Source organism: Thalassospira sp. UBA4513 (assembly GCF_002388495.1).
In the GTDB taxonomy this organism is placed as follows: Bacteria; Pseudomonadota; Alphaproteobacteria; order Rhodospirillales; family Thalassospiraceae; genus Thalassospira; species Thalassospira tepidiphila.
This window is the reverse complement of sequence record NZ_DGMR01000031.1, coordinates 54441-75381: the sequence shown is the minus strand read 5'-3', so window position 1 is coordinate 75381 and position 20941 is coordinate 54441. Positions and strand designations below refer to the sequence as shown.

Annotated in this window: 17 protein-coding genes; 5 read left to right on the top strand and 12 right to left on the bottom strand. The window is 54.9% G+C overall.

What is annotated here, in order from left to right:
* Positions 1–149: 149 nt before the first annotated feature.
* A complete protein-coding gene (locus B2T33_RS12530; RefSeq protein ID WP_286792182.1) occupies positions 150–653 on the bottom strand; it encodes a M67 family metallopeptidase in 504 nt (167 codons plus the stop codon).
* A gap of 27 nt (positions 654–680) precedes the next feature.
* On the bottom strand, positions 681–1052 hold the full coding sequence (locus tag B2T33_RS12525; RefSeq protein ID WP_286792180.1) for a hypothetical protein: 372 nt from the start codon (positions 1050–1052) through the stop codon (positions 681–683).
* 223 nt (positions 1053–1275) lie between these two features.
* Between B2T33_RS12525 and B2T33_RS12520 the strand changes: the two genes are divergently transcribed.
* Both B2T33_RS12520 and rpoH read left to right on the top strand, forming a co-directional pair.
* Entirely contained in the window at positions 1276–2247 is a 972-nt protein-coding gene (locus B2T33_RS12520; RefSeq protein WP_286792177.1) for an RluA family pseudouridine synthase, read from the top strand.
* Positions 2248–2366: 119 nt separating this feature from the next.
* A complete protein-coding gene (gene rpoH / locus B2T33_RS12515; protein ID WP_040823769.1) occupies positions 2367–3233 on the top strand; it encodes an RNA polymerase sigma factor RpoH in 867 nt (288 codons plus the stop codon).
* Between the two features lie 96 nt (positions 3234–3329).
* On the opposite strand, the gene B2T33_RS12510 is transcribed toward rpoH, so the two are convergent.
* The 10 genes from B2T33_RS12510 to B2T33_RS12465 form a co-directional block, all read right to left on the bottom strand.
* Complete coding sequence (locus B2T33_RS12510) at positions 3330–3815, bottom strand: hypothetical protein (RefSeq protein ID WP_063089899.1); 486 nt, start codon at positions 3813–3815, stop codon at positions 3330–3332.
* Positions 3816–3824: 9 nt separating this feature from the next.
* Positions 3825–5960 (bottom strand): protein kinase family protein, encoded by a 2136-nt coding sequence (locus B2T33_RS12505; RefSeq protein ID WP_064780871.1) that lies wholly within the window; start codon positions 5958–5960, stop codon positions 3825–3827.
* A gap of 246 nt (positions 5961–6206) precedes the next feature.
* The gene (locus B2T33_RS12500; protein WP_063089905.1) at positions 6207–7502 is read right to left on the bottom strand and encodes an adenylosuccinate synthase; all 1296 of its coding nucleotides are present in this window, start codon (positions 7500–7502) and stop codon (positions 6207–6209) included.
* 35 nt (positions 7503–7537) lie between these two features.
* Entirely contained in the window at positions 7538–8704 is a 1167-nt protein-coding gene (locus B2T33_RS12495; protein ID WP_286792172.1) for an ATP phosphoribosyltransferase regulatory subunit, read from the bottom strand.
* A 156-nt stretch (positions 8705–8860) separates the two neighbouring features.
* On the bottom strand, positions 8861–10042 hold the full coding sequence (locus B2T33_RS12490; RefSeq protein ID WP_286792170.1) for a phosphoserine transaminase: 1182 nt from the start codon (positions 10040–10042) through the stop codon (positions 8861–8863).
* Positions 10043–10215: 173 nt separating this feature from the next.
* Positions 10216–12087 carry an SLC13 family permease gene (locus B2T33_RS12485; protein WP_008890832.1) on the bottom strand — a complete coding sequence of 624 codons (1872 nt, stop codon included), beginning with the start codon at positions 12085–12087 and terminating at the stop codon, positions 10216–10218.
* 266 nt (positions 12088–12353) lie between these two features.
* Entirely contained in the window at positions 12354–13178 is an 825-nt protein-coding gene (locus B2T33_RS12480; protein WP_197145050.1) for a PhzF family phenazine biosynthesis protein, read from the bottom strand.
* Positions 13179–13256: 78 nt separating this feature from the next.
* Positions 13257–14687 carry a pyridoxal phosphate-dependent decarboxylase family protein gene (locus tag B2T33_RS12475; protein ID WP_286792166.1) on the bottom strand — a complete coding sequence of 477 codons (1431 nt, stop codon included), beginning with the start codon at positions 14685–14687 and terminating at the stop codon, positions 13257–13259.
* Entirely contained in the window at positions 14684–15646 is a 963-nt protein-coding gene (locus B2T33_RS12470; protein ID WP_197145052.1) for a threonine dehydratase, read from the bottom strand. Before B2T33_RS12470 ends, B2T33_RS12475 begins: the two co-directional genes overlap by 4 nt.
* 130 nt (positions 15647–15776) lie before the next feature.
* Complete coding sequence (locus B2T33_RS12465; RefSeq protein ID WP_197145053.1) at positions 15777–16040, bottom strand: DUF1127 domain-containing protein; 264 nt, start codon at positions 16038–16040, stop codon at positions 15777–15779.
* Positions 16041–16119: 79 nt separating this feature from the next.
* Here B2T33_RS12465 and B2T33_RS12460 point away from each other — a divergent pair, with 79 nt between their 5' ends.
* The 3 genes from B2T33_RS12460 (at position 16120) to B2T33_RS12450 (ending at position 20941) form a co-directional block, all read left to right on the top strand.
* On the top strand, positions 16120–17586 hold the full coding sequence (locus tag B2T33_RS12460) for a PLP-dependent aminotransferase family protein (protein WP_197145054.1): 1467 nt from the start codon (positions 16120–16122) through the stop codon (positions 17584–17586).
* A 182-nt stretch (positions 17587–17768) separates the two neighbouring features.
* Positions 17769–20153: an ATP-binding protein gene (locus tag B2T33_RS12455; protein WP_286792162.1), complete on the top strand. Its 2385-nt coding sequence runs from the start codon at positions 17769–17771 to the stop codon at positions 20151–20153.
* A 71-nt stretch (positions 20154–20224) separates the two neighbouring features.
* Positions 20225–20941 (top strand): SPOR domain-containing protein, encoded by a 717-nt coding sequence (locus B2T33_RS12450; RefSeq protein ID WP_286792160.1) that lies wholly within the window; start codon positions 20225–20227, stop codon positions 20939–20941.

Genomic DNA, 20941 nt, shown 5'->3' with positions numbered 1-20941 from the left:
ATGCACGTCTTGCCGATATCCTGCCTGTTGCACTAGCCAATGGCACGTCAATGACGGTGCGTGATGCCCAAGACACTGCGATTGGGACCCTGTCGCCACAGCAGATTGTCGAAGCACTGGAAGGTTAAACCAGAGCGCCTTGCGAGAGCTTAGCGGTCAACAATCTGGCAGCGCCGGAAATAGCGCAGTTCAGATTGCTCTGCCGCGTCGGCGGTTGATTGGTGAATGATGCGATAAAGGCCGCTGTCGCCTGCGCGATTATGTTCGGTGGCAATGATCAGCCACAGAAAACCATTTTCATCAGCGCGTGCGCGATCTGTCGGCGATGGCAGGGCCTTGCCATTGGGGTGGGAATGAAAACATCCCACAACCTGCTCCCGGTTTTGCCGCGCTGTGCGATGCGCATCGATCAAGGTTTGCGGATCAATTTCAAACGTGGTCAGCGGATCTTCCGCAACGTTGCGCGCAAACACCACACGGTCGATCCGGTTCGGGGTATCGATGGCGGCAATCAGAAGGCCGCAGGCTTCTTCCGGCCATTTAACAGCGGCAAAATCGCGTATTTCTTCGAGAAGCGCCTTGCCAAGTGCGATGTGGGTCTGATCATCGCCGCCTGATGAGCTGTTGTTTGCGATCCCCTGCCCGTTTGCCATCACTGCACGCACCCCTGTGCTTTCAGACTACTGCGCGGCCTGTTGCAACAGGATACGCCCAAGGACCTTCTTTTCGCTTAAGGAAACAATAACAATACGCGCTCTATCACCGTTTCGACCTTCGATATGGAGCGTTGCCTGCGAACCATCGACAGAATAGCCAACAAGACGTTCACCGTCTTCAAGGTCGATAACGACATCACCGAACGCGCCAAGAGCACCTTGCGCGGCCGCATTATCGCCACCTGCAAACGGCACGGACGGCGTCACCGTTGGTGTATTCTCCTCGACACTTGTGTCTGAGGCATTCTTGTCAAGCGACAGGCCATAGACGACAAGTCCGATACCCACCACGATCAGAACGCCCATGAACGCGACCAGAGCCTTAACTACACGCATCGTATTTCCAACTGACAAAGTTTGATGAAACCTGCATGCTCGCCACACGCGCGATCATACGTACCCTGTTTCAAGGCCATAGCGACAAGCACGATCAATTGCAAGGCAACAACGCAAATGAAGCAAGTTGTCGCAATTCGTTGCAATCGCCGGACAAAGCGCTAAAAGCGGCGAACACATGCATCATTACAGTCACCCAATCAAACCATGCCAATAGCAAACGATGTCTGAAAACCTGACCTATACCGCGACAGACCAGGACGAAGGTGCCCGCCTTGATAAGGTGTTGGCGACCGCCTGGCCCAATCAGTCGCGTTCGCGGATCAAGGCCTTGATCGAAGACGGTCAGCTTTGTGTCAATGGCACGCCTGCAGCCAAGATGTCTGCCAAGGTCAAGGCTGGCGATGTTTTTGATCTGAGTGTTCCCGAACCGGAAATGGCCGAACCGACGCCCGAAGACATCAAACTTGATGTGCTTTTTGAAGATGAAGACCTGCTGGTGATCAACAAGCCCGCTGGCATGGTTGTTCATCCCGCAGCCGGCAATGAAAGTGGAACACTTGTGAATGCGCTTCTGGCCCATTGCGGGGACAGTCTTTCGGGTATTGGCGGGGTTAAACGCCCGGGGATCGTGCACAGGCTGGACAAGGACACCAGCGGCGCAATGGTGGTCGCCAAGAACGATGAAGCCCATCGCGCCCTTTCAAACCTGTTTGCCGAGGACAAGGAAAACATCGAGCGCGCCTACCTTGCGGTCGTGTGGGGTGTTCCCCGCCCCCGCTCAGGTGATATCGAAGGCAATATTGGCCGCAGCCCGCGCAATCGGAAAAAGATGGCGGTGGTCAAAAAAGGGGGGAAATATGCCCTCACACACTACAAGACTCTGCAAACTCGCGACGACTCGTTGGCGTCCCTTGTTGAATGCCGCCTTGCAACCGGACGGACGCATCAAATTCGTGTTCATATGAACCATATCGGGCACGCACTTGTATGTGATCCGGTTTACAGCCGAAACAGACCAGCTGGCAAACTCAACCTAGAAGCGCAACAGATTTTGAACGCATTCAACAAACAGGCGCTGCATGCCCGAACGTTAGGATTTCTGCACCCTCGCACCGGTGCCTATATATCCACAGAGGCACCTATACCAGGTGACCTTTTGGCACTGATAAAGGCCCTAAAACTATACCTTTGAATAGTTGATACTAGCCTTACTGTCTAATTTTCCATTGACGGTTTCTAATACTCCCGTATAAGCTCCTAAAAAGTGCAAGGGGTAAAATGCACTTTTAGAAAGCAATACGGGAGGCTTTGATGAAGCAAGGAAACGCTCTTCCAACTATCTCTCAAGATGGTCTCACGGTATACCTTCAACGTATACGCCGCTACCCGATGCTTACCCCGGAACAGGAGACGACCTATGCCTGCAATTTCCGGGACAAGGATTGCGATAAATCTGCTGAAAAACTGATTACCAGCCACTTGCGCCTGGTCGCCAAGATCGCGATGAGTTACCGCGGTTATGGCCTGCCGATCAACGAGCTTATTTCCGAGGGCAATGTCGGCCTGCTGCAATCGGTAAAACGCTTTGACCCGGACAAGGGCTTCCGCCTTGCGACATATGCAATGTGGTGGATCCGCGCCGCCATCCAGGAATACATCCTGCATTCATGGTCGCTTGTGAAAATGGGTACGACTGCCGCACAGAAAAAGCTGTTCTTCAACCTGCGCAAACTCAAAAGCCAGATGCAGGCAATTGATGAAGGCGACCTTCAACCTGAACAGGTCGAACTGATCGCAACCAAACTCAATGTGTCCGAAGATGACGTTGTGATGATGAACCGCCGCCTGGCCGGTCCAGATCACTCACTGAATGCGCCGGTCCGTATTGAGGGCGACGGTGAATGGGTCGACTGGATCGAAAGCGATGACGAAGATCAGGAAACCCTCTATGGCAAACGTGAAGAATTCCTGCAGCGCATGAGCATGCTCAAAAACGCGATGTCGCATCTCAATGATCGTGAGCGCGATATTCTGACGCAGCGCCGCCTGCTTGAAAGCCCGGTCACGCTTGAAAACCTGAGCCTTGCCTATGGCATCTCACGCGAGCGCATTCGTCAGATCGAAGTACGCGCCTTTGAAAAGGTCCGCAAATCGATCCATACGGACCTGCCCCACTAATACTGCCTGCTTTGCGTCCCTTCTGAAACAACTTGCGGCGGACATTGTCCGCCGCTTTCTTTTTGGCACAGTATTTTCTAGTCGATTGGCAAAGGATCAGTTTCCCGACCTGTCGACTTCCTTAATCAGACTATCGCCCCAGGTTTTGATAAGTCCGCGCTGCTTCTTGCGTAATTCACTGACACGACGCTGGGCTGCCAGATTCAGGACATTGGCAACAATTGGCGGCATGGCAAGGTATAGAAGCCAACCAAGGCCAGCTGCCCCATACATGATCGACAGCGCCAGCGGCTGGAAAACGGCCTGCGTTGCCCCGCCAACCGTTTGCGATGGCTGCATCCAGACTTCCAGAATATAGGGCGCAACCCCTGAAAAGTTCAGGCCGAAGACACACCGCGCCATCGTCCTGCCCGCGCTGCGATCAAAGATAAAGGCCACAAGTGATGGCAACAGCCCGACCGTCAACGTGATAAAGGTGGGAAGTGCGACCATGAACAGCAGCACGGCGGATGCAATAACCGACAAGCCGGAAAATGCGCTGCGACCGCCCTTTTTTGTGCCTGCTCGTTTACCCTTTGCCATGGCGATCCCTTAAAAGATATGCATCAAGAACAGCGCGGACACTGTCAGTAGTGCGATCATGGTGGACGCGAAAGCAGCCGCCTGTTGCCCGACCTTTTCGGCCAGCTCCATACGGGCCGGCCCCGACGATTCAAGATCAAACACTTCGCTTTCCGCTTCGGAGTATTCCGCGACGGCCTCGACAAACTCTGACTGGTCCTTGCGACGTTCCTGTTCGTCATTGATCAGGTTGTACAGCTCGACAAGGTTGCCGCGTTTGGCCAGTTTGGGAATCTCGGTCTCGACCCGTTCACGACGTGCCTTGCTATGGAATACCTTGATCGCCGGTTCCATCAGACGCGCAACCCAATGCGACAGGTTCTGCAAATTGTCCGGACCATGACGCCATTGCACAATCGCCAGCATGCTGATGATTGCGCGACTATATTCGACCTCGTCAGATGGGTTTTGCATCGCCAACAACTGTCCCTCGACATCGTCCTCAAGGCGGGCGGCAATGAAGGCGGCGATATGACGATCCACCGGCCAGCTTTCTTCGGATGCGGTTTCGGCTGCCTTTTCAAGGGCTGGCAGCAGATCTGCGATCTCGACGACATATTCCTCTTCGACCAGCGGGCTCAGGCAATGCTGGTTGCGCACGGTCGCATAGAGGCAGCGTTCATACCCGTAACCGGCACTTTGCTGCTGAATGTAATAGCGCAGGTTCTTGTATAGCTGCTGTTGCCTCTGGACCTCGGGGCTGTATCCCATCTGACGGCCAAACCAGAAAGATGGAATATCGCGCACGATCACGTCTGCAAAACGTTGCGGCCCCTTTCCATGTTGGACATCATAGGACAGCATGAAACCAAGCCCGTCGACCATCGACGAAAAGCCCTTGAACCGGATCGGGCCTGCCGGATCAAGAATCAGGATGGACCGCGCAACCAACACGTCCTCTGCCGACCGTTTATCCGTCCCGGCCCACTGCAGTTGTCGCATGGCATCCGATAGCGCCTTGGCCCGATCATTATCGCCAAGGCCACGCCGCAACCAGACTTCGACCGTGCTGTCACGCAACGGGCCAAGCGCGGTTACCCAGTTCTTGGCGATCCCCTGCGCCAGTGAACGCACGGTATAATAATCCCGACCAGCCAGGTTTTGAGACCGCGCTGCCCGCTTTTCTGTATTGGCCTGAACCGGTTTGGTCCGTCTTCCGTCCAGCCATGCGTTCAATTCGGCCAAGCCCCAGCGTTCTTCGGGGTCATCACACAACAGGCCTCGAACAGGTTCAATCAGAACAAGCGGCAGCTTCTCGTGTGATGCGATTGCCTGAAACGACCCTTTGGCCAGTTTAAGCTCGATAATTTCCTGATCATTCAGCTTTTTGAGTGGCTGGCGGCCAATGCCAAGCTCGGCCAATGTCATGCCGAGTGCGTAAAAATCGTCGGTCGCATTGCCCGAACCACGACCGGCAGGATCAGCGCTCATACGTGCCGTGGTCTCATAAACCGCTGGCTGATCATAACCGGGCGGGCCACTGGCACAATCGCCAAGCACGACCTTTTCACGCATGGGATCGGCAAAGAACAGGTTATCGGCGCGAATATTGCGGTGTGCCAGCCCCTTCTCGCTGAATGCCTGCATGGCATTCATCAGCGGCTCGACCACAACCGTGGCAATATCATGCTCATCGATGGCGAGTTTCTTGTGTTCGCGCGCAACGACCTTTCCGCCTGCCGGCTTTTCATAGAAAAGCACCATCGTCTTGCGACCAATCGGCGGCCAATAGGCGGTTTCATAATCGATAAGGTCAATCTGACCAGCCATATGCATACCGGCCAGGAAGGTCAGATGGTCATGGCGGGTCGGAAGAACCGGATCGGTTACCAGCGCAAAGGCGCTGCCCTCTTCGCGGCGGAGATTGTCAGCCGAATAGGCCTTGCAATGGCCCATATCGAATTCGGGCATCCGCAAATCCAGAAAGACGCGAAAATTGCCGATCTCGACACTTTTGCCGCCTGCATTGATCGCAACACCATCAAGTTCTGGGGATTCTTCGGGTTCCTCAGGCGCAGGTGCACCGCCGCCCGGTGCATCCATCACCGGCCCTGTCGCAGCACCATTCGAAACGTCCTGTTCCTGATCTTCTGCTTGCTCTGCCATGGTCCCGATATTTCTTTACAGGTTATCATTCCCTGAGTGACGCACTTACTTGGGCCAAAAGTCTTCCTGACCTAACCCTCAGAACGCTATCCTCAAAAGGTTGATAAAACGATACTTGTGATCCCCCCTGTCGGCAAGCTGTTATCCCGCGGCCGCAGTCACGGAAGAACGGTAAGCCCGGCAACTGCAAACAAAAAAGCCACCAGTCATAAACTGGTGGCTTTCGAAGTTCGTAAATTCAGTTAATCAGGCGCTGAACGGATCGTGCACGAGAATGGTGTCATCGCGCTCCGGGCTGGTTGACAGAAGCGCAACCGGCGCTTCAATCAGCTCTTCGATGCGGCGAACATATTTGATCGCTGTTGCCGGAAGATCGGCCCAGCTGCGAGCGCCCATGGTCGTTTCCGACCAGCCGTCGATGGTTTCGTAAACCGGCTTGGCTTTTGCCTGCAGACGCTGGTTGGCCGGCAGATGGTCATAGATTTTGCCATCAATGTCATAACCGGTGCAGATCTTGATTTCATCAAAGCCATCAAGAACATCCAGCTTGGTAAGCGCAATGCCGGTAATGCCGTTGACCTTGACCGACTGACGGACAAGGGCCGCATCAAACCAGCCACAACGACGCTTACGGCCGGTGACAACACCGAACTCGTGACCGCGCTGACCAAGACGTTCGCCGTCTTCATCAAACAGTTCGGACGGGAACGGACCTTCACCAACACGGGTGGTGTATGCCTTGGTGATACCCAGAACATAACCAACACCCGACGGGCCCATACCGGAACCGGCAGCAGCCTGTCCGGAAACAGTGTTCGAAGAGGTCACAAACGGATACGTGCCGTGATCAACGTCAAGCATCGTGCCCTGAGCGCCTTCGAACAGGATGCGTTTGCCCGCTTCCTTGAACTGATTAAGCGACTTCCAGACAGTGTCGGAGAACGGCAGGATTTTCGGCGCGATTTCCTTAAGCTGCGCAAGCAGTTCCGCACCATCGACTTCCGGCTGACCTAGGCCACGCAGAAGTGCATTATGGTGCGTCAGAAGGTTTTCGACCTTGGCTTCAAGCAGATCAGTGTCTGCAAGATCACCTACGCGGATCGCACGGCGGCCAACGCGGTCTTCATATGCCGGGCCAATGCCACGACCGGTGGTGCCGATCTTGTTGTCACCCGAAGCCGCCGCTTCGCGTGCACGATCAAGATTGCCATGCAGAGGAAGGATCAGGCAGGCATTTTCCGCTAGACGCAGGTTTTCCGGGGTGATGTCCACGCCCTGCTCTTTCAGGCGGCCGATTTCGGCAAGCAGCGCCCACGGATCAACAACGACGCCGTTGCCAATCACCGAAAGTTTGTTTTCACGGACGATACCTGACGGCAGCAGGCTCAGCTTATAAGTGGTTCCGTCGATCACCAAAGTATGACCGGCGTTGTGACCACCCTGGAAACGCACAACAACGTCTGCCCGTTCGGACAGCCAGTCGACGATCTTGCCTTTACCTTCGTCCCCCCACTGGGAACCGATCACGGCAACATTGGTCATCGCAAAACTCCTTGCGCGATAAAAAGTTCGTTCGATTAGGCATTCAGCGGCACAACCTGACCGCCGATATAAATATGATTGCAGCCCATGCCTTGTGCTTCGATACGGGCGGCGGCTTCGGTTTTGGCCTCCGCGGCACCTTCAAGCGCGGCAACCGTGTAATGGCCTTCGGCACGCAATTTGCGCGCTTCACGCTGTGGCGTACCAAGCGGCAGATAAACACGATCAAACGGCTCAGCATCTGGAAGACCGCGCAAAATGCTGTCCATATAAAGCGACATACCCGTTGCAGCTTCGCCCGATGCACCACCGGCACGATAACGGCCACCACGGCCAATTTCACCGCGGACGTTGCGTGCAAACAGTGTAAAGCTGACGCCGGTCTGATAGCGGAAACCAGCCATCTCGACCGGATCAATGGTAAGGGCAGCATCAAGGCCGGACGCCAGAACGCGTTCAGCAACATCGATCAGACGATAAAGTTCCTCGGACGCACCAAGCGGCAGTTCGAGTTTTTTGAGTTTCGGCAAAGCGGACTGCGCCGGGCCAGCGGCCTCAAGCAAGGCAACCAGAACACCGGTAACTTTGCCATCAGCAGCACGAAGGGCTGCGACATCACGACGTTCAAGCGCCTCGGTCAGTACTTCACGGTCATCGCGCGACACACCAAAGGCATCGAAAAGACGAACCGGGAGTGTTGGCAAATTAAGGTCAACCGAAACATCCGGCAAACCGATGCTTTCCAAAGCTTCGAGTGCGAGCAGAACAATCTCGGTATCAGCCGCTGCACTCGACACACCGATCAACTCGGCACCGACCTGTGCGAACTGGCGTTCAGGGCGCAGATGCGATCCCTTGATCCGCAGGACATCGCCGGAATACGAAAGACGCAGAGGACGCGGCGCATCAACCAGACGGGTCGCTGCAATGCGTCCGACCTGGGGTGTCATATCGGAACGAACGCCCATCATGCGGCGGGACTCAGGGTCCATCAAACGGAACGTCTGGGTCGACAATTCCGGTGCAGCACCTTCAAGCAGGCTTTCTTCGAACTCGACCAACGGGGTTTTCACGCGGTCATAGCCTGCATGTGCCAGACTGGCCATCAGCTTTTCACGGATTTCAGCTTCCCGTGCAGCGGTTCCTGGCAGGACATCCTGCAGGCCGGCGGGCAAAAGAGCTTTCCTGGCAAGTTCGGTCATTTTGTGTGCTTTCCCGGACGAGGCGCGCAGATTTAAATTGATAACATCCCGAGCAACGCTCAGGGCTCACTATCCGGTAGCGGTTACTACCGCGTTGTGCCGGACAGAGCAACGGGGAAAAACCCTGTAACGCAAATAATACGTACGAATTATTTCCTAGTTGGCCGAAAATTCGGCTTTTACCACCGCATATGCCCAATCCAACCAAGGCAGCAAAGCCTTGATATCGCTGGGCTCAACGGTTGCACCACCCCAAATACGCAGTCCCGGAGGTGCATCACGATACCCGTTGATATCAAGTGCGACATTTTCCGCTTCAAGAAGCTGCGAAATCTTTTTCGGCAGCAAAGCTTGCTGATCGGCAGACAGACCAAGCGCCCATGGATCGACAATCTTGATGCACATCGAGGTGTTTGAGCCAGTTGCCGGATCCTCGGCAAGGTCGGCGGCCCAGTCGCTGCTGGCAAGCCACGCATCAAGATGCGCCCGGCTTGCACGGGTACGCTTCAAAAGCCCTTCAAGGCCACCAATCTCTTCGGCCCATTTCAAGGCATCAATCGCATCTTCGACAACCAACATCGATGGCGTATTGATGGTTTCACCGCGGAAAATGCCATCAATCAGCTTGCCGCCCTTGGTCATGCGGAAGATTTTCGGCATTGGCCATGACGGCGTGTAGCTTTTAAGGCGCTCAACGGCACGCGGGCTCAGGATAATGATGCCGTGACCACCCTCGCCGCCCAGAACCTTCTGCCAGCTATAGGTCACGACATCGAGCTTGTCCCACGGCAGTTCCATGGCAAAGATGGCCGAGGTCGCGTCGCAAATGGTCAAACCCTTGCGGTCGTCGGCAATCCAGTCGCCATTGGGCACGCGAACACCGGCCGTCGTGCCGTTCCAGGTAAAGACAACATCGCGATCAAAATCAACCGATGCCAGATCCGGCAGTTCGCCATAATCGGCTTCAAGGGTGCGTACATCATCAAGCTTGAGCTGCTTGATCACATCGGTGACCCAGGTCGCCCCGAAGCTTTCCCACGCCAGCATATCAACACCACGTGCACCCAGCATCGACCAAAGCGCCATCTCAACGGCACCGGTATCGGATGCCGGAACCACACCCAACAGATAATCTTCTGGCAGGTTCAAAATTGCGCGTGAACGGTCAATCACCTCTTCAAGGCGCTGCTTACCCAGCTTGGATCGATGTGAACGGCCAAGGATCTCCGTCTGCAATGCGTCTGCGGACCAACCCGGGCGTTTTTTGCACGGACCCGACGAAAAATTCGGGCTGGTTGGACGAATGGTCGGCTTTGCAAGTACGGCAGTCTGGGCCATCTGTAAGTTCCTGAGAAAGAAGGATAACCAATGCAGGTTGGTTTAGAATATTCAAGCGACCCGATCCTATTGCCCCAAAGGCAAAAGTCAAACGCCTTCCACACAGACATGACAGCCATTTTTGCATGGCTGAAACGAACCGCTGCAAACATTCATTCGATGGTTTATTCGCCTTAGAACGGGATGTCGTAATACCAAGGCGCAAACAGGCTGAACGCAATCCAAAGAATGATGATCAGCGGCGTCCCTGCCTTCAGGAAGTCGATAAACCGATAGTGTCCCGGCCCCATGACAAGAAGGTTGGTTTGATACCCGACTGGCGAAGCAAACGAACAGTTGGCCGCCATCACCACCGCGATCGCAAATACATGTGGCTCCACGCCCAGTTGCTGGGCCATGCCAATGCCGATGGGTGTAAACAGAACCGCACAGGCATTGTTGGACAGAACGTTGGTAAAGCCCGCCACAATCAGGAAGAACAGCGACAAAATAACTGGTGCGGGTGCCCCGCGGGTTGCGGCCAACAACTGATCAGCAACGAATTCCGCGCCGCCGGTCAACTGCAACGCATTACCAAGGGCAAGTGCAGCGGCAACGAGCAAAACAATCTTGCGATCAATTGCGCGCGATGCCTGACGCAAATTAAGCGCGCCGGATGCGATCATCAATCCGGCACCAATAAAGCTTGAAACCATGATCGGCACGACACCGGTCGCAGCAAGCGCAATAACGCCCAGGAAAATGGCCGCAGCCCGACGCGCATGGAATGGACGGGGCAAGGTTCTCGTCGACCATTCAAGCAACACAACGTCGCGGATGGTGCGAAGGGCCTCGACATCCTCTGATCGTCCTTGCACCAGCAAAACGTCCCCGGCCTCAAGCCGGATCTCGGTCATCTGGCTTCGGATCATGCGCGAACGACGCTGGATACCAAGCACAAGGCACTTGTACTGATAGCGGAAACCGATCTGTTCAAGGTTGAAACCAATCAGGCGCGACCCCGGCGGCAACATGACTTCGGCCAGCAACTGCGTGGATTTCTGCGGGGTTTCGTCACCGTCTGCACCAACGGCGGCGGCGTCTGAATGCAACAATCCCGGATCCTTTTGCAGGGCTTCGGTCAGTGCCTTGCGGGTGGCGGCAACCACCAGAACGTCGCCCGCCTGGATTTCCATATCATCTTCAAACGGCGGCAGTTCAGCATGTTCGCGCCGAACAATCATCTGAACGGTGATATTTGGCAGGTTCTTGAAGAACCCGGCCACCGGCTTTGTGCCGATCATGTTGGCCGCTGGCCCAACAGTGATCTGTGCAATGAACTGCTTGCCGCTGCTATCGGGATTCGCAAGCTTGCTGCGCATGGATGCCAACGCCGGAAGCAGGCGCGGCGCAATCAACAGGACATAGACGAAGCCGGTCAGGGCAAGCACGCTGCCAATCGTTGTGAACTCAAAGAATTCAAGCCCCGGCATGCCGAGTTCGATCAGGGAACTTGATACCAGAAGGTTGGTAGATGAACCGATCAGGGTCGTCATGCCGCCAAGGATCGCCGCATAGGAAAGCGGGATCATCAATGCCGATGGGGAACGTTCAATACGCTCGGCAAGTGCCTGAATAATCGGGATAAAGATAACAACAACCGGCGTATTATTCAGGAAGGCCGACAATACCATCACAACGAACAACCCGACGAAAATCGCAATCGAGGCATTCTTACCGCCATGTTCGGTAATCAGACCGGCGATGTAACTGACACCCCCGGTCAGAACCATTCCCTGCCCGACAACCAGCAAGGACAACACCGTCAGCAAGGCCGGGTTGGCAAAGCCCGACATGACCGTGGCAGGCCCCATCAGGTTTTCACCATCCGCATCAAGCAGCGGGAAAAAATCAAAGAAAAGCAAAAGCGTTGCGATAAGCGCAATACTGGTCAGTTCGAGCGAGATGCGCTCCAACCCATACAGAACAAGCGATCCGGCAACGAGTGCTAGGACCACCCACATCTGCATCGGCGTTGCAGAACTGGCAACAACACTTTCGAGCACGATAAACTTTCCCCTGTAAAGCCTGCATTCTTGCGGTTATCGCGCACCTTTGCACCGGCGAGATCTGTCCACAATCGTTTCATTTTGCCTTTTACTTAGACGAAAGCCCTATAGCGCGGTCAATAAAAAAACAAAGCAAATCAGTTCGAATGCGGATTAGTCGGTAGAATACCCCAGACAGAATACAGGCCCCTTGAACAAGGAAAGGCGGGCAAATACCAGATTGCCCGCCCTTTTGAATTCATTGCCCGACACCGCCAGGCCAATCATGCCGGAACCGTGATTTCCCCTTTGAGGTACTGAACAGCTTCGCCCTTGAGATGCACACGGTCACCGTCGATTTTGCAGGCAACCACACCACCGCGCGCGGACGCCTGATATCCGACAACATCGACCTGCCCCAGTTTTTCTGCCCAATAAGGCCCAACGACACAGTGCATATAACCGGTGACCGGATCTTCATTGATGCCTAGTGCTGGCAGGAAATAACGTGAAATCATATCAAGTCCGGTTTTATCGCTGGGTGCCGTAACAATCACACCGCGCCCCGCCAATTTGCCCAACGCCGACATATCCGGGCGCATATTTCGCACAATGGCAGCGTCATCATAGACAATCACAATGTCGGTATCACGGCTTACCACGCCAAATGTCTCGGCGGGCTTAACTCCGCCAAGCGCCTCAACCACCTCCTCAGAGACAGTTTCACGCTTGATCGGTTGTTTCGGGAAGTTCAGGACAATCGCATCACCTTCGCGCCGGGCGGTCAAAACGCCGCTTTGGCTTTGCAACTTGATCAGATCGCCCTCAAAACCAAGCCGATTGAAAATCACAAATGCACTTGCAAGCGTCGCGTGGCCACACAGCGGCACCTCGACGGTCGGCGTAAACCAACGAATATGAAAATCGGCCTCGTCACCGGCATTTGGTACGAAAAAGGCCGTTTCCGAGAGATTGTTTTCCATCGCGATTTTTTGCAGCACGTCATCAGGCAACCAGTCCGATAACGGCACAACCGCCGCCGGATTGCCGGCAAACAAAACATCGGTGAAGGCATCTATCTGATAGATCGGCAGGGTTTGGGTCGTCATCGTCTTATCCTGAACTCGGCATATGTTTGATGTACAAGTCGATACATCGCATGGGTTATCGATGATTTGGGTTCGCCTTTACAAGGCCGTTTGAATGGCCTGCTTGACGACCACAAGATCTTCGTCGCGGGTCCGCCAGTTGCTGAATGCCGCGCGGAATCCGAAACGACCGCCATAAACCGTCGGTGTCAGGAAAACCTTGCCGGTTTCTTTGATACGCTGGAGCAATGCCCGATTCTCGTCATCAGTTCCACGCGATGCGAACATTGTCACATTGAGTTTGGGTTCACGCAGTAGTTCGAGCTTCTCATGAATGCGAATCCACGCGGCCAAGTTTGCCGCCTGATCGCAGTTTGCCCGGATGATGGATGCAATTCCGTCGCGACCATAAGCCGTCATCGCCATCCAAAGCGGCAACGCGCGGAAGCGTCTGGAATTTTCGACCCCGCGATTGATATAGCTATTCCCGTCCGCCTTGGTATCGAGATACGGCGCGAAGGCGCGACAGCATGTCTCCAGCACCGAAATATGACGGGTCAGGAAAATCCCGCAATCATACGGGACATTGAGCCACTTATGCCCGTCTGATGTGATGGAGTCCGCGCGCGCTATTCCCCTAGTAAGGTGGGCACGACGATCATCCAGGGCAGCGAAAAAGCCAAACGCGGCATCGATATGAAGCCATGCGCCGAATTCACGACACAAATCGGCAATCGCATCAAGGTTATCGAAATCGGTCGCGTTCACCGTCCCGGCCGACGCAATAACGATCTTGGCGCGCGCGTCACTGGCCACAAGCTTGGCCTTGAGGTCGGCAATATCGGTTTCTTCCGATCCCGGCGTGGTTGCGACCTTGGTAAAGCTGTTACGACCAATGCCGGCAACCGACAAATCCTTGATCATGCTGGCGTGCGGACTCGCGGCAAAAATCTCAAGATCTGGCAGAACGCTTGCACCATCGGCATCGACATTCACACCAATCTGTTCACCACACCACTGGCGGGCCGCAACCAGCCCCAAAAGGTTTGATACCGTTGCACCGGTCGTCAAAACACCATCAAACGTATCTGACGGCACACCACCCAGTTCACACAACCAGTTGATGACCTGTTCTTCAACCGCGGCATTGACCGATCCTTCCGGTCCGGTGGCATTCTGATCAATTGCACTGACAAGCCAATCGCCGACAAGGGCGGCTGGCGTCGTGCCGCCGGTAACAAATCCAAGATAACGAGGACCAATTGATGCGGCGAGCAGCGGCAGAATTTCTTCCTTCGCTGCCCGCAACGCATCAAGCGCACCGCGTCCCTGCCCCGGCATGGGGCGCGAGGGGTCAAAGGCAGAGAAATCGCGGCAGGTTACATCCATGTTATCCGCACCCTGAATAAAGCTGTGCGCGACATCACCTGTTTCCACAAGAATGCGGCCAAGTTTTTCAAGGTCATCAAACATGAGATGACGTTCATCAACAGTGGGGCTGTCATCTGAACGATTTGAAATGCTGTTCATTTGTTTTCTCCTGAAAGGATGCGCGCAAAGTCGGCGCGATCAATGTTCGCCCCGGTCAACACAACGGCGACCTTCTTGCCGATATTGCTTTCGCGCTGTGCAATTGCAGCCGCCAGCGGCACGGCACCTGCCCCCTCGGCAATGGTGTGGCACGAACTGAAATAAAGGCGCATGGCATCCGCGATCTGTTCATCATCGACAGCAACAATGTCCGCAGCACCGCTTTTAATGATCTCAAACGCGCTGGGGTCCGGGCTACGACAGGCAACCCCGTCGGCGAATGTATTGGCCGTTGGTGTCTGGATGATTTCACCGGCCATGAATGACTGACGTATGGCATCCGCACCCGTTGCAACCACACCAATAATTTCGGTCTTAAGGCCCAGCGCATCACGCACCGTGATCATCGAACAAATCCCGGATCCCATGCCAACCGGCACATAGATACGATCCAGACCGGAAATAGCGTCAAAAAGCTCCAACCCATAGGACGCGACACCACGCACAAGTTCCCGATGGAACGGCGGGACCATTACAAGGTCTTCCTTGGTGGCAAGTGCCTTGGCGTATTCCGCTGCCTCCTGGAAGTCATGACCATGTTCAATCACCTCTGCCCCCCAGGCCCGCATGGCGGCGTTCTTTTCAACGGAATTGCCATGCGGGACAATAATGGTCGCAGGCATACCAAAACGGCTGGCCGCATGGGCAAGGCTTTGACCATGGTTGCCCCGTGTCGCCGAGATAATCCCGCGGTTCACATCAACCGACTTTCCGAGATAACGACAAAAGGTCAGTCCACCCCGGATTTTGAACGCACCAAGTCGGGTATGATTTTCGTGTTTCACATACAGGGACAATCCGGTCGCGCGATCAAGCAGCGGCCACTGAATTGTCGGCGTCGGCGCAACATATTGATGCACAAAATCCGCGGCCTCGCGCAACTCACCTGTATTAAACATTGTATTGTATCCCTGATAGATCAAAATCGTGACAATTTGCGTTTACAGCCGCTTCCCGCCGAACGGAGGCACAATGGGAGCAAAGTGCCTCCGTCAAACGCGGCGGTGGCGAGCCGCGCCGGGGGAAACCTTACAGGAACGGCTTTGACAGTTCCTGTTCGATATCTGATCGGGTCAGCCCGACATCCTTAAGCATATGATCATCAAGCCTTTGCAAAGCGTGACGATCGCGCGAATGCGCCTGCAGACGGGCAAGATATTCAGCCGCAGAGATCATCACACCAATGATCGCGGCACGCCAGGTCACAGGCTGCTTGGCCTGTTTAGAGGTGCTTACTGTGCGCTCAGTGACATTGATGCCAGGAATCTGGATTGTATCGTTACAATTTACCATTTCCATCTCCTTTCGGTGAATTGTCTCGATATTGTTTTGTCATTGACATTATTATTGTGTCAATTTAAACATTGTCACCATGACAATATGGTTCCCGAAACTTGATGAGGCTGGCGGTCCTGTTTATCGACAGATCGCGCAAGCCATCCGCAAAGCAGTCAAAGACGGCTCTCTGAAACCCGGAGACCGACTGCCCACCCACCGCGACCTCGCCTATCAACTTGGCGTCACGGTTGGCACAATTACCCGCTCCTACCGCGAGGCGGAAAGATTGGGGCTGGTGGCCGGTGAAGTTGGCCGTGGAACCTATGTGCTCGACAATATCCAGTCGGAACTTGATATGGCGGCCACCGCCCCGATTCCGATGGCATTTACCAACAACCTCACCCAGCTCGCACGATCTACCGGTACTGCGCCATCGACGAATTCCCAGTCAAACGAGACCGAAGATACCGGACCGATCAATTTCAGGATGAACTGCCCTCTCCCGCCAAGGGAAGGGCGCATTCGCGAGACCCTGATTGAGGTTGCGACCACCATGTCGACGGACGATATGGTGTCGTACAAATCGGAATATGGCGTTGCCCATCAGCGTGAAGCATTGGCTTTTTCCGCCGGAAGACTGGGGCTGGATGACAATCCGGAACGCGTTTTACCAACGGCTGGTGTTCAACATGGCATGACAGTCTCGCTGCTGGCGACAGTGCGCCCCGGCGATCTTGTCCTGTGCGAGGAACTCACCTATCCCAACCTGCGCAGCCTTGCCAATTTGTTGCAGTTCCGTCTGCGCGGTGTGGCCATGGACGACGACGGCATCATGCCTGACGCACTGGAAAACATGTGCCGCACACAAAGCCCGCGTGCGATTTATCTGATGCCGACGCTGCACAACCCGCTATGCAGCACCATGAGCCAGAAACGCCGCATCGAAATTGCGGAAATCCTGCGTAAATATGATCTGACATTGATCGAAGACGGCATTTACCACTTCCTTGATCCGGATGCCCCACCCCCGCTGTCTTGCTTTGCACCGGAACGCAGCATTTATCTTGATGGCGTATCAAAAAGCATCGGTGGTGGTTTGCGTGTCGGTTATATCCATGCACCGGGCGAAATGATCGGCAAACTTGCCAGTGCAATCCGGTCCACCTGCTGGATGGTTTCAACCATCAACCTTGAACTTGTCACACGCATGATCATGGATGGCAGCCTTGCCCAGTTCGAGGCATGGCACCGCGAAGAAGCGGCCAAACGTCTGGCGATCGTGCTTGGCACGCTCAAGGGTTATGATATCCGTTTCCACCCGACCAACTATCACATCTGGCTGGAACTTCCCGAACATATCGACACCAGTGAACTGGTGATGGATGCGGCCAACAATGGCGTTCTTCTGACCGCAGCACAGCAATTCGCTGTTGGCCACGTGCCAAGGGGTATGCGCCTGTGCTTCGGCGCAGAACGATCCCCCGAAAGATTGCGCCGCGGCGTGCAAATCGTCGACCGCCTGCTTCAGAGCAGTGATTTTGGCAATTCCGTCGTCATGTAACGCAAGGTTTTTCTTGTACATGATGACCGTGGAATTTTGAGGCGAAGTCACGGTTCTTACTGGCATTTCAATTATTTCCGCACGCAACGCTTGACCGCGTGATTGCGTTGCTTCCAAGATATGCTGCGGGGGCAAGAAGCCCCTGCTTGATACCTTGATCTTGGGCAGCAGAAAGTCAGCAGATGCCAGTTTCCCGCCTTGACGCAGATGATTGCGGTTTCCCGCATTTCCGTATTCGCAGCCCACACAAAGACCAACAGCCGAAAATATTCGATTTTTCATCGCATTACCGCGCGGCAGAGGCTCTTAAATTCGGACTTTCGATGTCCGAACCCGGTTTCAACATTTTTGTTCTTGGTCTTGATCGCGCTGGCCGCATGACGGCGACACTTGATTACCTCAACAAGGCCATGGAAGAACGCGAAGCCCCCGATGACTGGGTCTATCTGAACAATTTTTCGCGCACCAATCGGCCGCGCCCCTATGCCCTTCCGGCCGGTCAGGGCCAAAAACTTTTGGCGGCGATGGAAACACTGATCACGCATCTGCGCGAAGCTTTCGCCTCGGCCTTCAACGCCCCGGCCCACCTGACTGAAACCCAGACCCAGACTGAAGAAGCACGCGCGCAGCTTCGCGAAAAGTTCGATGCGCTGCGTGAATATGCTCGTGAACGCGGTCTGGATGTTCAGGAAAACGAAAAGGGCGTGATGATTGTCGCGCTGAATGAGGAAGGCGAACCGGTTTCCCTTGATGAAATTCCCAAGGATCGCCGCAATGAGGCCGAAGACGCGTTTGAGGAAGTCGCCGAAGAAGCCCGCAAAACGCTGCTTTCCACCCGCGACCTCGAAGAACAGATCGCCGACACCCTTGATAGTCTGCGTCGCGGGGCGGCAAAGGTTGTTCTGAAACCGCGCATCAAGAAACTGCGCGACAAATTCACAAGCCCCGGCCTCAAGGCATGGTTCGACGCGCTTGAAAAAGACATTCTCGACAATATCGACGCGTTCGAGGAAGCCAGCGACCAACCCGCCATCGAAAGCGGTGATGGCAAGATCCCCGAAACCGTCGATGATCGCTATGCCGTCAACCTGCTGATCGATCATTCGCGTGATAACCACCCCGATGTCGTGCTTGAACCGAGTCCAAGCTACGACAACCTGTTTGGGCAAATTCAGTACCGCCCGATGGGTGGCGGCATGCATCCGCATTTCAGCCTGATCAAGCCGGGCGCCCTTCATCGCGCCAATGGCGGCGTTCTTGTTTTGCGTGCGGAAAGCCTTCTGGAACACGAAGAATGCTGGGGCTTTTTGAAAGCAGCCCTGCGTGACCGTGAAATTCGTATCGAGGAAACCCACAAGGGCGGCCCACCGACCGCAGGTGCACCGGAACCGCGCCCGATCCCACTTGACCTCAAGGTGGTTATCGTCGGCGCGCCGAAGTTTTATTATACCTTCTTCTCGCTGGATGTGGATTTCAGAAACCATTTCCGCGTGAAGGCCGATATTGATGCCGACATGCCAGCGGCTGGTCGCAACATTTCGATCTATACCGGGCTTCTGCGGGCATCCGCCCTGTCACGCTCCGGCATCCCGGTCGATAATGGTGCAATCCGTCAATTGCTTGGTCAGGCGGCGCGTTGGGCAGGTGAACGCGACAAGCTGACAGCCCAGATTGAACGGGTCGAAGATGTCGCGATTGAGGCCGGCGCGCTCAGCAAGGCAGAAGGCCGCGAAACCATTCGTGCCGCAGATGTCCGACGCGCGATCGAGGAACGCCGCCATCGCAATTCACGCCTTGAAGACCGATCCCATGAACGGGTCCAAAGGCGCGAAATCCTGATCGACAGTTTTGGCAGCGTGGTTGGTCAGGTCAACGCACTGACGGTTCTCGATTATGGAGATCATGCCTTTGGCCTGCCAGCACGCGTATCGGCACGGTCCTATGTCGGTAGCCTCGGCGTTCTAAACATCGAACGCATGGTCGATATGTCCGGCCCATTGCAGCAAAAGTCTGTGATGATCATCGAAGGCTTCCTGAAATCGCGCTTTGCGCAGGATTTTCCGCTCTCATTCGCCTGTAACGTTACGTTCGAACAGAACTATGGCGGGATCGAAGGCGATTCTGCCTCGATGGCGGAACTTTGCGCCATCATTTCCGCTGTTTCAAACATCCCAATGCGCCAGAATGTCGGCATTACGGGGTCGATGAACCAGTTTGGTCAGGCGCAGCCGGTCGGCGGTATTTCCCACAAGATCGAAGGGTTCTATCGCATTTGCGCTGATCAGGGCTTTACCGGTGATCAGGGCGTGATTATTCCCTCGGCCAATGCGGAAAACGTAGTTCTGCGCGAAGAAGTCGTTCAGGCCATTCGCCAGGGCAAATTCAACATCTGGACCGTGGAACACATCAATGATGCGATTGAGCTTCTGACCGGGATGGCAACAGGTGACCGGACAGATGGTCAATATGCGCCAGACACAGTCTATGGCAAAGCCATGGAACGCCTGCGCAACAATGATCATATTTTGCGCGAACGCCATGCATATGGCCCGCGCACGGAGATGTAGGAATGGCGAAACCACCCCACGCATATCCAACCCCTGCGACACAGTTTTCGCAGGCGATTGGCTTTGCCGGAATGTGGGGTGGTTTTTCTTTGTCGGGCACCTTTGCTGCGGCACTGATGGTCGCCATGATCTTTAATATCGGTGCAGTGGCACAATCGCTTGCGCCTGAAACAGGACCAACCGGGATCGATATCATCCCGACGGATTTGCCTGCCCGCGCATCAAGTGTGCGATCAGGCAATCAGCCTCTCAGCCTCCTGCCCGGAACAATTCCAACTGAAACCCGGCTTGAGGAAGAAATCGAAATCCCCTCTTTGGCAGATCAGTATCAACGGACGATCAACGGAAAACCATTAGTCCGCTCGGTCCAACCCGTCCGTCAAAGGACACCAAAGCCCACGGAAACTCGGATTACGCCGGCGGCTTCAACAACTTCGCCTGCGAACCAGACCACACAGCCCGCCGTGACCGTGCAACGCACGACGACGACGGCATCTGATCTTGTTGAAACAGCAACGCCTGTACCGGCAGTCAGCGGTGGTGGTTTCCGAATTCAGCTTGGCGCCTTTCGCGATACATTTACTGCTGAAACATATTGGGCGAGCTTTAGCATCCGCTATCCGGAACTGGCTAAATCGCACGACAAAAAAATCGTATCCGCCGATCTCGGCAGTCAGGGCATCTACCACCGGCTGCAGCTTGCCGGGTTTGAAGACTCGGAGTCTGCACAAAAACAATGCCGCCAGCTCAAGGCTGACGGCACCGATTGTTTTGCAACTGCGCGCTAG

What these genes read in the sequence shown, in the direction of transcription:
- B2T33_RS12525 (WP_286792180.1), bottom strand. Translation starts at nt 1,052, where the DNA reads ATGCGTGTAGTTAAGGCTCTGGTCGCGTTCATGGGCGTTCTGATCGTG.
- B2T33_RS12495 (WP_286792172.1), bottom strand. Translation starts at nt 8,704, where the DNA reads ATGACCGAACTTGCCAGGAAAGCTCTTTTGCCCGCCGGCCTGCAGGAT.
- B2T33_RS12500 (WP_063089905.1), bottom strand. Translation starts at nt 7,502, where the DNA reads ATGACCAATGTTGCCGTGATCGGTTCCCAGTGGGGGGACGAAGGTAAA.
- B2T33_RS12520 (WP_286792177.1), top strand. Translation starts at nt 1,276, where the DNA reads ATGTCTGAAAACCTGACCTATACCGCGACAGACCAGGACGAAGGTGCC.
- B2T33_RS12455 (WP_286792162.1), top strand. Translation starts at nt 17,769, where the DNA reads ATGCCAGTTTCCCGCCTTGACGCAGATGATTGCGGTTTCCCGCATTTC.
- B2T33_RS12450 (WP_286792160.1), top strand. Translation starts at nt 20,225, where the DNA reads ATGTGGGGTGGTTTTTCTTTGTCGGGCACCTTTGCTGCGGCACTGATG.
- B2T33_RS12465 (WP_197145053.1), bottom strand. Translation starts at nt 16,040, where the DNA reads ATGGTAAATTGTAACGATACAATCCAGATTCCTGGCATCAATGTCACT.
- rpoH (WP_040823769.1), top strand. Translation starts at nt 2,367, where the DNA reads ATGAAGCAAGGAAACGCTCTTCCAACTATCTCTCAAGATGGTCTCACG.
- B2T33_RS12480 (WP_197145050.1), bottom strand. Translation starts at nt 13,178, where the DNA reads ATGACGACCCAAACCCTGCCGATCTATCAGATAGATGCCTTCACCGAT.
- B2T33_RS12490 (WP_286792170.1), bottom strand. Translation starts at nt 10,042, where the DNA reads ATGGCCCAGACTGCCGTACTTGCAAAGCCGACCATTCGTCCAACCAGC.
- B2T33_RS12530 (WP_286792182.1), bottom strand. Translation starts at nt 653, where the DNA reads ATGGCAAACGGGCAGGGGATCGCAAACAACAGCTCATCAGGCGGCGAT.
- B2T33_RS12510 (WP_063089899.1), bottom strand. Translation starts at nt 3,815, where the DNA reads ATGGCAAAGGGTAAACGAGCAGGCACAAAAAAGGGCGGTCGCAGCGCA.
- B2T33_RS12505 (WP_064780871.1), bottom strand. Translation starts at nt 5,960, where the DNA reads ATGGCAGAGCAAGCAGAAGATCAGGAACAGGACGTTTCGAATGGTGCT.
- B2T33_RS12460 (WP_197145054.1), top strand. Translation starts at nt 16,120, where the DNA reads ATGACAATATGGTTCCCGAAACTTGATGAGGCTGGCGGTCCTGTTTAT.
- B2T33_RS12470 (WP_197145052.1), bottom strand. Translation starts at nt 15,646, where the DNA reads ATGTTTAATACAGGTGAGTTGCGCGAGGCCGCGGATTTTGTGCATCAA.
- B2T33_RS12475 (WP_286792166.1), bottom strand. Translation starts at nt 14,687, where the DNA reads ATGAACAGCATTTCAAATCGTTCAGATGACAGCCCCACTGTTGATGAA.